Annotated in this window: 16 protein-coding genes and 1 pseudogene; 11 read left to right on the forward strand and 6 right to left on the reverse strand. The window is 39.4% G+C overall.

Annotation, left to right across the window (positions count from 1 at the left end):
* Positions 1–51 precede the first annotated feature (51 nt).
* The 5 genes from ribH (at position 52) to CVS91_RS05235 (ending at position 2,715) form a co-directional block, all read left to right on the forward strand.
* Positions 52–522: a 6,7-dimethyl-8-ribityllumazine synthase gene (gene ribH / locus CVS91_RS05215; RefSeq protein WP_021084559.1), complete on the forward strand. Its 471-nt coding sequence runs from the start codon at positions 52–54 to the stop codon at positions 520–522.
* Between the two features lies 1 nt (position 523).
* Positions 524–919, forward strand: a complete 396-nt coding sequence (gene nusB, locus CVS91_RS05220) for a transcription antitermination factor NusB (protein ID WP_004317696.1) — start codon at positions 524–526, stop codon at positions 917–919.
* Positions 916–1,596: an orotidine-5'-phosphate decarboxylase gene (gene pyrF / locus CVS91_RS05225; protein ID WP_107830785.1), complete on the forward strand. Its 681-nt coding sequence runs from the start codon at positions 916–918 to the stop codon at positions 1,594–1,596. Before nusB ends, pyrF begins: the two co-directional genes overlap by 4 nt.
* Before the next feature lie 212 nt (positions 1,597–1,808).
* Positions 1,809–2,051: a helix-hairpin-helix domain-containing protein gene (locus tag CVS91_RS05230; protein WP_107830787.1), complete on the forward strand. Its 243-nt coding sequence runs from the start codon at positions 1,809–1,811 to the stop codon at positions 2,049–2,051.
* A 217-nt stretch (positions 2,052–2,268) separates the two neighbouring features.
* Positions 2,269–2,715: a pyrimidine dimer DNA glycosylase/endonuclease V gene (locus CVS91_RS05235; RefSeq protein ID WP_107830789.1), complete on the forward strand. Its 447-nt coding sequence runs from the start codon at positions 2,269–2,271 to the stop codon at positions 2,713–2,715.
* On the opposite strand, the gene CVS91_RS05240 is transcribed toward CVS91_RS05235, so the two are convergent.
* Both CVS91_RS05240 and CVS91_RS05245 read right to left on the reverse strand, forming a co-directional pair.
* Positions 2,708–3,040: a YolD-like family protein gene (locus CVS91_RS05240; RefSeq protein WP_107830791.1), complete on the reverse strand. Its 333-nt coding sequence runs from the start codon at positions 3,038–3,040 to the stop codon at positions 2,708–2,710. The two genes, CVS91_RS05235 and CVS91_RS05240, sit on opposite strands and share 8 nt — an antisense overlap.
* On the reverse strand, positions 3,033–4,301 hold the full coding sequence (locus CVS91_RS05245) for a DNA repair protein (protein WP_107830793.1): 1,269 nt from the start codon (positions 4,299–4,301) through the stop codon (positions 3,033–3,035). The genes CVS91_RS05240 and CVS91_RS05245 overlap by 8 nt, the downstream gene beginning before the upstream one ends.
* A 355-nt stretch (positions 4,302–4,656) precedes the next feature.
* On the opposite strand from CVS91_RS05245, the gene CVS91_RS10685 reads away from it, so the two are divergent.
* Complete coding sequence (locus tag CVS91_RS10685) at positions 4,657–4,815, forward strand: hypothetical protein (RefSeq protein WP_234409673.1); 159 nt, start codon at positions 4,657–4,659, stop codon at positions 4,813–4,815.
* 66 nt (positions 4,816–4,881) lie between these two features.
* On the opposite strand, the gene aroC is transcribed toward CVS91_RS10685, so the two are convergent.
* From aroC to CVS91_RS05270, 4 genes are read right to left on the reverse strand one after another with little or no spacing between them, the layout of a single operon-like run.
* Complete coding sequence (gene aroC / locus CVS91_RS05255; RefSeq protein ID WP_107830795.1) at positions 4,882–5,949, reverse strand: chorismate synthase; 1,068 nt, start codon at positions 5,947–5,949, stop codon at positions 4,882–4,884.
* Positions 5,950–5,957: 8 nt separating this feature from the next.
* Positions 5,958–6,629 (reverse strand): ribonuclease III, encoded by a 672-nt coding sequence (gene rnc, locus CVS91_RS05260; protein ID WP_107830797.1) that lies wholly within the window; start codon positions 6,627–6,629, stop codon positions 5,958–5,960.
* Positions 6,626–7,060, reverse strand: a complete 435-nt coding sequence (gene rnhA / locus CVS91_RS05265) for a ribonuclease HI (protein ID WP_107830799.1) — start codon at positions 7,058–7,060, stop codon at positions 6,626–6,628. Before rnhA ends, rnc begins: the two co-directional genes overlap by 4 nt.
* Entirely contained in the window at positions 7,038–8,063 is a 1,026-nt protein-coding gene (locus tag CVS91_RS05270; protein WP_107830801.1) for a tetratricopeptide repeat protein, read from the reverse strand. The genes rnhA and CVS91_RS05270 overlap by 23 nt, the downstream gene beginning before the upstream one ends.
* Before the next feature lie 61 nt (positions 8,064–8,124).
* Between CVS91_RS05270 and dnaG the strand changes: the two genes are divergently transcribed.
* The 5 genes and pseudogenes from dnaG (at position 8,125) to CVS91_RS05295 (ending at position 12,885) form a co-directional block, all read left to right on the forward strand.
* Entirely contained in the window at positions 8,125–9,837 is a 1,713-nt protein-coding gene (gene dnaG / locus CVS91_RS05275; protein ID WP_199906238.1) for a DNA primase, read from the forward strand.
* Positions 9,838–9,854: 17 nt separating this feature from the next.
* Positions 9,855–10,497, forward strand: a pseudogene (locus CVS91_RS05280) (IS1595 family transposase); the annotation flags it as partial.
* A gap of 30 nt (positions 10,498–10,527) precedes the next feature.
* Positions 10,528–10,977: an adenine-specific methyltransferase EcoRI family protein gene (locus tag CVS91_RS10570; protein ID WP_107830805.1), complete on the forward strand. Its 450-nt coding sequence runs from the start codon at positions 10,528–10,530 to the stop codon at positions 10,975–10,977.
* A gap of 52 nt (positions 10,978–11,029) precedes the next feature.
* The gene (locus tag CVS91_RS05290; protein WP_223231403.1) at positions 11,030–11,749 is read left to right on the forward strand and encodes an adenine-specific methyltransferase EcoRI family protein; all 720 of its coding nucleotides are present in this window, start codon (positions 11,030–11,032) and stop codon (positions 11,747–11,749) included.
* Positions 11,746–12,885, forward strand: a complete 1,140-nt coding sequence (locus CVS91_RS05295; RefSeq protein WP_021092718.1) for an HNH endonuclease family protein — start codon at positions 11,746–11,748, stop codon at positions 12,883–12,885. Before CVS91_RS05290 ends, CVS91_RS05295 begins: the two co-directional genes overlap by 4 nt.
* Positions 12,886–13,016: the final 131 nt, after the last annotated feature.

The following is a 13,016-nucleotide window of genomic DNA, read 5'->3' on the forward strand; positions in this document are numbered from 1 at the left end:
TTTAGTTTAAATAAGATTTTGATAAACTAGGCAAAAAACTAAGGAGAAAAGATGAAAATAATCGAAGGAAATTTAGCCCTAAAAGGCAACGAAAAGATAGCGATCATAAACGCAAGGTTTAACCACATCATCACAGATCGCTTGGTAGAGGGCGCAAAAGATGCATTTTTACGCCACGGCGGCGACGAGAAAAATTTAACTTTAGTGCTAGTCCCTGGCGCATTTGAGATACCTATGGCGCTTGAAAAGGTGCTTGCAAGCGGTAAATTTGACGCAGTTTGCTGCGTGGGAGCGGTGATAAGAGGCGCAACCCCGCACTTTGACTACGTAAGCGCTGAGACCACCAAAGGCATCGCAAACGTGACGCTAAAATACGCAAAACCAGTCACTTTTGGCGTTCTAACAGTAGATAACATCGAGCAGGCGATCGAGCGAGCTGGCAGCAAAGCTGGAAACAAGGGCTTTGAAGCGATGACAGGCGTTATTGAGATGCTAAATTTATACAAAAAGCTAGGAGAGTAAAATGGCCACACGTCATCAAGTGAGACAAGCCATCGTTTCGCTACTTTACTCAAACGAGATAAATCCCGTAACTGCGGAGTTTGAAGAGGAATTTTTAGAAGAGAAAAAGATAAGAAATGAGCGCAAAAATGAGGCGCAGCAGACCTTTAAAGAGGTGCTAGCAAACAAAGAAAAGCTAGATGAAATTTTAAAGCCACACCTAAAAGATGGCGACTTTAGCAAGGTTGGCGCAACAGAGCTTGCTATCCTTAGACTTGGGCTTTATGAGATGAAATTTAGCCAAACTGATAAAGCTGTCATAATAAACGAGGCGATCGAGCTTGCAAAGGAGCTTGGAAGCGATCAGGCGCCAAAATTTATAAACGGCGTGCTAGATAAGATAAAGGGCGATCTATGAGGCTTTGCGTCGCTCTTGATATGGCGAGCAAGGATGAAAATTTAGCCCTAGTGCGCGAGCTAAAAGGGCTTGATCTTTGGCTAAAAGTGGGGCTTAGAAGCTATCTTAGAGACGGAGCTAAATTTATAGAGGAGCTAAAAGGAGCAGGGGAGTTTAAAATCTTCCTTGATCTAAAGCTCTATGATATCCCAAACACCATGGCAGACGCCGCTGAGGTCGTCTCAAAGATAGGCGTGGATATGATAAATTTGCATGCAAGCGCTGGCGTACGTGCGATGAAAAGTGTTATGGAGCGTCTTAATGCGCTGCAAAATCGCCCTTTAGTGCTTGCTGTATCAGCACTTACTAGCTTTAGCGAGAGCGAATTTGAAGCGGTTTATAACGATACTATTTCTCGCTCGGTTAGGAAATTTAGCCAGATGAGCTTTGAAGCGGGGCTTGACGGCATGGTCTGCTCGGTCTTTGAAAGTAGGCTCATAAAAGATGTAACAGATCAAAATTTCATCACTCTTTGCCCTGGAGTTAGGCCTTTTGGCGAGAGTGCGGGCGATCAAAAGAGGGTTGCAAATTTAGTTAGCGCAAAGCAAGAGGGCAGCGACTTTATCGTCGTTGGCAGACCGATCTACGAAAACGCAAACCCAAGAGAAATTTGCGAACGCATTTTGGAGCAAATTTAGCGCCCTAACTTGCATAAAATTTGATCTAAAATCATTTTTAAGCATGGCTTTTCGCGTAAGAAATTTTAATTAAATCATCGCGTGATCATGGTTTGGACGACGACTGAAAGCAATAGCAAGATGAAATTTAGCAAGCTTTGTAGCGCACGAATAAAATTTAAAATTTCATTGTGGCGAGCTTGGCGGAATTTAAAAGAAATTTGAGGTAAATTTTGAGCGATTTTAAGAAAATCCCCTATGTCGGCGAGGCAACCGAGGCGGATCTACTGGCACTTGGCTACACTGACATTGCTTCTTTAAAGGGCGCGGACCCTGAGGAGATGTTTGAACGCACAAAGGCGCTCGGACGCGGCAGTGATAGGTGTATCCTCTATGTTTACCGCATGGTCTGCTACTACGCAAATACTCCACATCCAGACAAGTCCAAGCTAAAGTGGTGGCTTTGGAGGGATTAAATTTTTAAATTTGGTAGCCACTATTTATAAACAGCATAAACTTTTATCAACTTTTACAAGCATTGAGCCACGGTTTTAACGTTATTTTAAAGCCTTTATGCATAAAATCACAAACTATTATTATCAGAACTTTTTAGTTGACTTTTTGACTTAGTAAAACAAAAACCATAGATAGCAAAGGGTAACTAATATTTTTAATTATATAAATAAGGTAAAAATGAGACTTTGGACGATAAATTTTAAATATCTTGACGCTAAGGGTCTTGTGGCCCTGTGGAGAGAGGCTTTGCTGGCTAAAAATGTTTTAGAGGGGCTGACAAAAGGCTATAAAAACCACCCACAATTAATTAGATTTTACACTCACCAAAACTCTACAGATGCCATAAATGCCTATCTTTTGGAAGTTTATAAAGAGGCTTGCGCTCGTGGATATAAATTTGATGTTGCAAAAGTTGGAAAATTTGACGCAGAAAATTTATCCAAGATTGCCGTTACTAGAGGTCAAATCGAGTATGAATTTAGCTTCTTGCAAGAAAAACTAAAACTAAGAGATTTAAAAAAATACAAAGAAAATTTAAATGTAAAAAATATAGAAATTTCTACCATTTTTACGAAGATAGACGGTGACATCGAGCTTTGGGAGAAGGTAAAAACGCTTATTTAGTTTTTATACTACAAATTTTTTTAACGATCTCTATCCTATTTATATCCTCAAATTTGATCCTGGTTTTTACGATCATGAGGGTTTTATCTTTGAAATTTATGTCTGAGACTAGACCGCTAGTTTTTACGTAAGTAAAGCCGTCGTGGTAGCTCACACGCACCTCGTCAGCTATCTTTATCTCGCTTATCTTTTTTAAAATTTCATCGATCTTGCTCTCGTCAAGCTCTAGCTTTTCGCATCTTTCTCGCTCTTTTTGGCACAAGGCTCGCTCTAATGTAGAAAGAGGATTAAACGAGCTAAAAATTTTCGCCCTATCTTTACTCACCGCTCTTGTGCCCTCCGATCTTTTTGTTTCTATCTTGCCCAGTCGCCTCTGGCAGCAGGTCGATCGCGCGCAGGATCGAGTTTTTACCAAATTTCTCTTTTATCAAATTTAGCGACTTTAGCACCGCTTTTTCTTTGGCGTCATCTTCAAATAGGCTAAATTCTGCCAAATTTTCTTTTACCACATCGTTTGCAGATATGCCTATTTGCCTGATTAGCCCAGCATTTTTTATCTTGTTTAAAAGTAGCTCCTCAGCCGCGCTCATCAGCACGCTTGAGACATTTGTTGGCGTTTTGAACCGCACACTTGCACGTTGCTGAGGCTCGAGCTTATCGGCAAATCTCACATTTATCGTTAGCCCACTCGCCCTTACATCTTTGTTTATCATCCTAAGCGCGAGCCTGTCAGCCATCTCTTTTAGCACGATCACCGCCTCGCAGCGCTCGTAGTCTCTAGGTAAAATTTCCGAGCTAAAGTAGGACTTCGTGCTTGGTTTATAGGCCTTTATCTCAGCTATCGTCGTTGGCTCTATGCCGTTAGCGTGATCTATCGTGATGTAGGCATCGACGCCAAAAATTTTTTCAAGCAGGCTTTTTGGCGCATTTGCGATATCTTTCATGCAAAAGATGCCGCATTTTTCGAGCTTTAGCCTAGTTTGCTTACCGATACGCCAAAAGTCACTTAGCGGCTGATGCGTCCAGAGCTGCTTTTTGTAAAGCTCTTCGTCAAGATAGGCGATGCCGTCATCTTGGTGCTTTGCTAGTATATCAAGCGCGATCTTTGCGAGGTATAAATTTGTCCCCATGCCACAAGTCGCCGTCACGCCAGTCGTTTTTAAGATCTCATCCATCATCATCTTTGCCATCTCTTTTGCGCCAAGAGCGTAAAATTTCAAGTAAGAAGTGAGGTCTATGAAGCACTCATCGATCGAATAGACGTAGATGTCCTCTTTGGAGACATATTTTAGATAAATTTCATAGATCCTTGCGGCGTAGTCGATGTAAAACTGCATCCCAGGCGGCGCGACGATAAATTTGATATCTCTTGGTATCTCAAAGAGTCTGCAGCGGTTTTTCACTCCCTTTGCACGAAGCGCAGGGCTAACAGCTAAGCAGATGCCGCCACTGCCACGACTAGCATCAGCCACGACTAGATCGGCCTTAAATGGATCAAGCCCGCGCTCCACGCACTCAACCGAGGCGTAAAAGGACTTTAGGTCGATAACGGCGTAAATTTTGCTCTTTGGATTTTCATTTTTCATGAGAGGATTATAGATGAAATTTGGTAAAAGTTAGTTTGTAAATTTTGTTTGAAATGGCTTAAAATTTTAATAAAAATCTTTTAGAAAAAAGGCTAAATTTGAGTGCAAAGACCACGCACCAAAGATACCGCCTCCACTCACAGCTAAATAACTCCGTGATCAGAAACTACGCCAAGCTGAGCGCAAAAGAGCCGATGCTTATAAATTTAAATGAAGCTAAGAAAAAGACATCGCAACTGGCGATGTGGCGAGAGTATTTAACGACAGGGTCGAAATTTTAGTTGGCGCGCTAGTCGCCGACATCATCCCAGAGCACGTCATCACCATCTGCGAGGGTGCGTGATATTATCCTGAAGTGCTAGGCGAGAAGAGCCTTTGCAAACACGGCTGCGTCAATGTCCTAACTCGTGACAAAGGTACATCTGGCACCACTCAAAGCAAGTGCAGACACGGGGTATTAGCAAATTTAGAAAAATTTAAAGGCAAGATCAAGCTGGTCGCCGTTTTTTTCTAAACCAAAAATTTTGCAATCTTTGTAGATTTTATAGAAATTTAGCCCTCATTTGGGGGTAAGTAAAATTTAGCCGTAAATTTTCTTTAAATTTTCAAGCTTTGTGCTTGCATTTAGCAGTAGCATATCAGCAAGCACCAGCCTTATCATCGCAGTTGCTACGACGCTGCCACGTATGCCTATGCAAGGATCATGCCTGCCTCTTAGCTCAAAATCCACCGCCTCGCCCTTTAAATTTAGCGTCTTTTGCTCTTTAAATATCGAAGGTGTTGGCTTAAAATGGCTCTTTAATATGATCTCAGCACCACTGCTTATGCCACCAAGTATGCCACCAGCGTTGTTGCTTAAAAAGCCAAGCTCGTCCATCTCGTCGTTGTTTGCTGAGCCAAGCATAGAGCTCACATTTACGCCAGCGCCGATCTCTACGGCTTTTACTCCGTTTATGCCCATTAAAGCAGCTGCCAAAGCGCTATCAAGCCTATCATAAAGTGGCTCGCCAAGACCAGCTGGCACGCCTCTAGCCACGCTTAAAACCACAGCTCCCACGCTATCGTGCTCACTTCTAGCTTTATTTACCGCCTCTTTCATCGCCTCTTCGTTGCCAAGAGCGTAAATTTGCGAATTTTGTGCAAAAGCAAAATCAATTTTGTCGCTAATAGCCTTGCCAATGCCAAGCACGCCGCTTAAAACTTCTATCTTAAATTCATTTAAAAGTAGCTGCGCAAATGCCCCACCAGCAACCCTAACTGCAGTCTCTCTCGCACTTGCACGACCGCCACCTCTATGGTCTCTGATGCCATATTTTTTAAAATATGTAAGATCAGCATGCCCAGGGCGGAAAATCTCACGTAAATTTTCATAGTCATTTGACTTTTGGTTGTTGTTAAAAATGGCAAAACCTATCGGCGCCCCAGTGCTCATGCCATCAAAAACGCCGCTAAAAATTTCTATCTTATCAGCCTCATCTCTTGCCGTTGTGAAGCTACTTTGTCCGGGGCGACGTTTATCAAGCTCGCTTTGGATGAAGTCTGCATCGATCTTTAGCCCAGCAGGTAGTCCATCTATCACGCCACCGATCGCCACCCCATGGCTCTCACCAAAGCTAGTTAAGGTTAGTTTTTTGCCAAATGTGTTCAAAATTTATCCTATTTTTTGATTTTTTCTAGTGCTATTTTTGCTGCGAGCTGTTGGGCTTGCTTTTTCGAGCTTCCAACGGCACGTGAAATTTCCTTGCCATTGAGTAGCAAGGCTATCTCAAATTCTTTCTTATGATCAGGGCCAAAAGAGCCTATGAGCTCGTATGTTGGTATGACGCCAAGGGTCGCTTGAGTGACCTCTTGAAGGGCTGTTTTGTAGTCCTTTTCAAGATGCGCAAAGTCGATCTGCGGATAACAAAGCTCAAGCAGTGTGATCGAAATTTCTCGCACTTTATCAAGTCCAGCCTCTAGGTAGATAGCACCCATCACCGCTTCAAATGCGTCACTTAAAATGCTATCTTTCTCGCGGCCGCCGTTGTTCTCTTCAGCTTGGCTAAGTCTTAAAAACTCGCCCATTTTTAGCCGTCTAGACATATTTGCAAAGCTTTTTTCATTGACAAGCGCGGCTCTTAGCTTGCTCATGTCGCCCTCTGCGATCTTGCTAAATTTCTTAAAAAGATACTCAGCCACGAGCAGATCCATCACCGCATCGCCCAAAAACTCGAGCCTCTCGTTATTTAACGCCTGCTTGGTGCTTTTATGTGTTAGCGCCTCTTCTAAAAGCTCAGATTTTTTAAATTTATAGCCAAGATTACGTTCAAATTCTTCTAAATTTTTCATATCTTATTCTCATCTTTTATTTTTAATGCCTCGTCCCTTGCCATCTGGTCACACTCCTCATTTTCAGGGTGTCCAGCGTGTCCTTTAACCCAGCTAGCCACGACTTTATGTGGCTTTGAAATTTCTATATACTCCTGCCAAAGCTCGACATTTTTTACATTTTTAAAATTTCTCTTTTGCCAGTTTGCAAGCCACTCATTTATGCTATTTACCACGTATGAGCTATCGGTTATTAGCCTTACCTCGCAGGGCTCTTTTAGCGCTTTTAGCCCCATTATCGCAGCTTTTAGCTCCATTTGGTTATTTGTCGTATATGCCTCGCCGCCACTTGCTTTTTTCTGCGCTTCGTTAAATTTCAATATATAAGCCCAGCCGCCAGCTCCAGGGTTTCCAAGGCACGAGCCGTCACTAAAAAGTGTTACTATCTTCACTTGCTTTTTCTGTGATGTGGGATAAAATTTTCACACTTCCTAGCTCGTGGCAGACTGGACAGCGGTAAAAGTGCATAGGAAATGAGTTTTTGCAGTTTTTGCAAACGTAGTTAAAGCTTAGCCCAGCTGCGTCAAATTTAGCGTCTTTTAGCCTCTTTATGACATTTAGCTCAAAGCCATAAATTTCACATGGACCTTCTATATCGCCCTTTGCGTAAAAGAGGGATTTGTATTTTGCATCGCCTAAATTTATAGGCGTTTTTAGGTTATAAAGCAGGTCTAGCACATCTTCAAATTTGGCAAAATCTTTTAAATTTTCTAAATTTTCATTGTGTCTTATGAAAAGTGCTAAGATCATGCGCTTTAAAAGCTCAAAATTTTGACTAAGGTGCGAGAGGATTTCTACCTTTTCGCTAAAGCTTAAATTTCTATCATCAAGCGTGCTGATCGCCTTTATATAGGCCTTTTGATCTTTTACATTTGTCCCAAGCTCTTCAAGCGAATTTAGCGCATAAAGGGCTTCTTTGTAGTTTTTAAGCTTCTCGTCTATCATCGTTAAAAAGCGCAGTGCGAGGACGTTTCTAGGGCTTAGCTCGAGCGCTTTTTCAAAGATTTCGCTAGCTTTTTTTAAAAATCCAGCCTTAAAATAGACCTCTCCAAGCTCGTTTAGGATAAATTCTTTCTCGTTTTTATCTTTTACCTTTTCAAGCGCGATGAGATAGACGCCGATCGATTTTTCAAAGTCACCGTTTTTAGCGAAGGTCTGACCTAGCATGCTAAGGCTTGGTATGTCTACTTCTGGGCTTTTTAGCATCTGTTTGTGCTCGTCGCTTATGCCATCTTTGCTGTCAAATTTCTTTATAAATTTCTCGATGCGTTTTTTCTCATCTTTGCTAGAAAATATACCCCAAGCATAGCTTAAAGCGGCGATCATCAAGATGATACTAAATAGAATAATAAGGCTAAATATCGGATCTCTGTGCCCAATGAAAAAAATATCCACGCTAACACTTTGTAATAAAATTTTACTTTAATTATAACAAAGCAGTTGTATAATTTTGCTTATGATAGATCCAAAATCCATTGAAAAATTAAAAAACCAAATAGACATTGTTAATATCATCGAGCAGTATATCCCTGTCAAAAAGATGGGCTCAAGCTACAAGTGTGTCTGTCCGTTTCATGACGACAAAAACCCAAGCATGAGCATAAATCAAAACAAGCAGATGTATCACTGCTTTGCCTGCAAAGCTGGCGGAGATGCGGTTAAATTTGTGATGGATTATGAAAAGCTAACCTACCCAGAGGCGATAGAAAAGATCGCTCAAATTTCAAATTTCAGCCTTGAATATACAAACGACAAGGTGCCAACGCAAAAAGAAAATAAGCACATTTTAGAAAAGGTAAATGCCTTTTATAGGAGTGAGTTTTACAAAAATGAAGCGGCCATTAGATATATCAAGTCGCGCGGCATAAATGACGCGATGATCGAGAAATTTGAGCTTGGCTGGGCTGGGGATAGTAAAAGCACCATTAGGCTTTTGCAAAATGAAAACATAGAGCCTAAAGAGGCGATTGAAGTTGGCATCGTAAAGCAAAATGAGAAGGGAATTTATGCTAGTTTCATAGAGCGCATAACCTTTCCTATCTACTCGCACACCACAAGGCTAGTTGGCTTTGGTGGTAGAACGATCTCAGACCACCCTGCAAAATATGTAAATTCGCCACAAAGTGTGCTCTTTGACAAGTCAAAGCTACTCTATGGCTACCACCTGGCTAAGCAAAGTATCTTTGAGAAAAAACAGATAATAATCACTGAAGGCTACCTTGACGTCATTATGCTTCACTACGCTGGTTTTACAAATGCTGTTGCCGTGCTTGGGACAGCACTTACAACAAGTCACTTGCCACTTTTAAAAAGGGGCGAGATAAGCGTAGTACTTTGCTTTGATGGCGATGGCGCTGGCATAAATGCAGCCATAAAGTCGGCTCACCTGCTAAGCATAAATAAGATAGATACAAAAGTAGTCATCATAAGTAACGGCGCAGATCCTGCTGATATGGTCTTTGCAGGCAAGATAAAGGAGCTTAATGAGCTCTTTGGCTCAGGCGAGGACGCGGTGAAATTTTATATAGAAAAGATCATGCAAAAGTATGATATAACCCGCTCAATGCAAAGAGATAACTGCCTAAGCGAGATAAAAGCCTATATGGATGAGCTTGGAGAGGAGATAGCAAGTTCGTATGTAACAGAGGTAGCGGCAAGATTTAACCTAACTCCACAAAGCGTGGCAGATAGATTTGGGCTAAAGCAGAAGCCAAAAAATGAATATAAATTTAAAAAAGAGTTTAGAAAAAAAGATAAAGATGAATTTAGCAACTCTGTCATGGTAGATGAGGTGCCAGCTGTGATGAACAAAGACCCGCTTGAGTTTGCACTTTTTAAAACCATGCTAAATAACCCAAACTACAGAGATGAGATACTCTCAAAGCTTGGGGCTAGATACTTTATAAAGCATCCTGAGTATCTAAACGCCATCCTTTATAGATACGACGTGAGCGATGAGCAGATGGTTAGAGAAATTTTAATGGACGAAAAGATCCATGAGATCATCGATGCAACCACTTTACAAAAGGCTATTTTGAATATCCAGATCGCATTTTACGAGAACGAACAGCAAATTTTAAAAGGCTCTGACAACCCAAATAAGATAGAAATTTTAGAAAAACTGCTATTTATCATCAAAGATCTCAAGACTCAGCTTTATAAAATTTAAGCAGAGCTTTTAACTAGCAACACAAAATCCTTGATACTCTGAAAGAAATGTAAAATAGCGTAAAACTGAGGGCATAGTAGAAGCTGACGAAACATTTGTGCCTATCTCGTGTAAATGTTGTCGCAAGGATTTTAATTTTCAACGCTCGGCAAAACATCGTGGCACGGCAAATACGAAGCGTGGATTATAAAAAGAATTAGTTTGTATGCCTTGCGTTGTTAATCTAAACGGCAAATCAGTAGCCAAAGTAGCAAATCTTGGTAAGCCAAATGTAAAGGCACTTAATAGCGTAATAGGTGGCAAAGTTGAGCGTGAAAGCGTATTTGTAACTGATAGCCTTAGAAGCTACCTAAGCTCTCAAATGAGATGAGCTTAAATCATATTAGAATACCACACAATAAATATTCTAATAGAAGTTTTAATATTCAAGTAGTTGATAACTATCATAGCTGTCTTAAATCAATCCTAGTGTATAATTTCAAAGATGTATCTAAAAAATATATTAATAATTATCTTGTTTATCACAACTTTGTAAATTTTGCAAAAGAAAGTAGAATGGATAAAGAGCAGATACTATTTAATCATATATTAAATACTGATTGTATTAGTAAGGTTGATAAACTAGGAGATAGACCAAGTGTGCCACTACTTGTGGTGTAATAAACCAAAAACATTTTAGAAAGGATATAAATGGCAAAAAATAAAAACTTACATCAGGCAAAAAATGCGAAAAAAGATGAGTTCTATACTCAACTTGGAGATATAGAAAACGAACTAAGACACTACGAAACACACTTTAAAGATAAAGTTGTCTTTTGTAACTGCGATGACCCCTATGAGAGCAATTTTTTTAGATATTTTGTCTTAAATTTCAACCGACTAGGGCTTAAAAAGCTAATTTGCACTTGCTATTATGATAGCCCTATATCTCAAACAAAAACAGGCAAAGACAAAGCACATAAAATAATAATCAATGAGATGAAAGATTTTGATAACAACGGAAGTATTGATTTAGACGATGCTAGGTTTATTATTGAAAAAGCTTTAAAAGATAGTGATGAAAATGTCTTATCGGTGCTAAAAGGCGATAAGACACAAACTAGCGACACTTCTCTCTCTCTCTCTCTCTCTCTCGCATAAGCCTGGCGACTTTCGCACTGCAGAGTGCATAGAACTACTAAAACAATCTGACATCGTAGTAACTAATCCCCCTTTTTCGCTCTTTCGTGAGTATGTTGCACAACTTATTGAATATAAAAAAGATTTTTTAATTATCGGCAATGTTAATGCAATAACTTATAAAGAGATTTTTAGTTTAATAAAACAAAATCGCCTTTGGATTGGCGCAAGTATTCATAGTGGTGATAGAAAATTTAATGTTCCTAATGATTATCCATTAAGTGCAGCAGGTTGTGGTATTGATGAAAAGGGAAATAAATTTATAAGAGTTAAAGGTGTTCGTTGGTTTACAAATTTAGATTATAAAAAACGCCATGAAAAATTTGAAACAATAGCAAGTTATCACAAAGACCCTAATCATTACCCAAAATACGACAACTACAATGCTATCAATGTGGATAAAACGATAGAAATTCCGCTTGATTATGACGGTGTTATGGGTGTGCCGATAACATTTTTAGATAAATACAACCCTGAGCAATTTGAGATTGTGGCTCTTGGAATTGTCGGCTCGGTCGATTTTACTTGCAATAAAAAAATGGAAATTTTAGATAAAAATGGCTTACCGACAGGCAAATTTACATTTAATGCCAAAGGAACACTTTATAGAAAATTTAATCCCAAAACAGACAAAACACCTGCATTTAAAGATTGTGAAACAGGCGAATTATATTCTAGTATTTACGCACGAATTTTAATAAAAAATAAAAACCCACAAAAAGGAAAAAAATGAAAATAGATTTGCAGCCTATAAAGGTAGTTGATTTAGTAAAGGATTATTTTCGTGATGATGAGAGTAGTCAAGTTAGCGGATATGGCGGCATACTAAATATCCGTCCAAAATATCAAAGAGAGTATGTCTACGATGATAAAAAGCGAAATGCGGTCATTGACACTGTTATAAAAGGCTTTCCGCTTAATACCATTTACTGGGCTAGACAAACAATGTCTAGCAATGAAGCAGAATTTGAAGTGCTAGATGGGCAACAAAGGACTATCTCAATTTGCGAATATGTAAAAGGAAGTTTTAGTATAGAAATAAATGGTCAGCCAAAACTATTTGATAATCTTACAAAAGACATACAAGAAAAAATCCTAAACTACAAACTAATGGTCTATATATGTGAGGGTAGCGATAGCGAAAAATTAGACTGGTTTAAGGTCATAAATATAGCAGGTGAGCAGCTAAAAGACCAAGAGTTAAGAAATGCTGTATATACAAGTGCGTGGCTGAGCGATGCAAAAGTGAAATTTTCAAAAAATAACTGCTTAGCGTATCAAAAGGGTTCAAAATACTTAACTGGTGCACCTATAAGACAAGAATACTTAGAAACTGCTATAAAGTGGATAACTGCTAAAAGCTACGATAAAGTAGGCGATGATAAAGATATATGCGAATATATGGCAAAAAATGCAAAAGATAGTAAAAACGCTGATGATTTATGGGGATATTTTAGTGGCGTAATAGACTGGGTAGAAATGAAATTCCCTAGATACCGTAAGGAAATGAAAGGATTGCCTTGGGGAGCCTACTATAATGAGTTTAAAAATAGCAATTTAGACAAAGATGAGTTAGAAACAATCATAAGTGAGCTAATGAAAGATAGTGATGTAGGAAGCAAGGGAGGAATTTATCCTTATTTATTGAGCGGCAATGAGAAGCATCTAAATATAAGGGCATTTGACAATAATCAAAAGCGTGAAGTCTATGAAAAGCAAAATGGAATTTGTGCGATATGTAAAAAGTATTTTGAGATAGAACAAATGGAAGCCGACCACATAATACCTTGGAGCGAGGGCGGAAAAACACAGCCTGATAATTGTCAAATGTTGTGTAAAAATTGTAACAGAACAAAATCAAATAAATAGCTATCTATCCAAAAGTGCCATTTTTGGCACTTTTGTTTTTTCCTTATCTAGCAATACTTTTAGCACACAGAGCCTAAAATTTAAAAACTCACACTTTTTCAGCTTCAAATCATAAAACAAAATGTAAAATG

Source organism: Campylobacter concisus (genome assembly GCF_003048985.1).
Taxonomy (GTDB): domain Bacteria; phylum Campylobacterota; class Campylobacteria; order Campylobacterales; family Campylobacteraceae; genus Campylobacter_A; species Campylobacter_A concisus_AY.

What these genes read in the sequence shown, in the direction of transcription:
- CVS91_RS05295 (WP_021092718.1), top strand. Translation starts at nt 11,746, where the DNA reads ATGAAAATAGATTTGCAGCCTATAAAGGTAGTTGATTTAGTAAAGGAT.
- rnc (WP_107830797.1), bottom strand. Translation starts at nt 6,629, where the DNA reads ATGAAAAATTTAGAAGAATTTGAACGTAATCTTGGCTATAAATTTAAA.
- pyrF (WP_107830785.1), top strand. Translation starts at nt 916, where the DNA reads ATGAGGCTTTGCGTCGCTCTTGATATGGCGAGCAAGGATGAAAATTTA.
- nusB (WP_004317696.1), top strand. Translation starts at nt 524, where the DNA reads ATGGCCACACGTCATCAAGTGAGACAAGCCATCGTTTCGCTACTTTAC.
- ribH (WP_021084559.1), top strand. Translation starts at nt 52, where the DNA reads ATGAAAATAATCGAAGGAAATTTAGCCCTAAAAGGCAACGAAAAGATA.
- dnaG (WP_199906238.1), top strand. Translation starts at nt 8,125, where the DNA reads ATGATAGATCCAAAATCCATTGAAAAATTAAAAAACCAAATAGACATT.
- CVS91_RS10570 (WP_107830805.1), top strand. Translation starts at nt 10,528, where the DNA reads ATGGCAAAAAATAAAAACTTACATCAGGCAAAAAATGCGAAAAAAGAT.
- CVS91_RS05235 (WP_107830789.1), top strand. Translation starts at nt 2,269, where the DNA reads ATGAGACTTTGGACGATAAATTTTAAATATCTTGACGCTAAGGGTCTT.
- CVS91_RS05245 (WP_107830793.1), bottom strand. Translation starts at nt 4,301, where the DNA reads ATGAAAAATGAAAATCCAAAGAGCAAAATTTACGCCGTTATCGACCTA.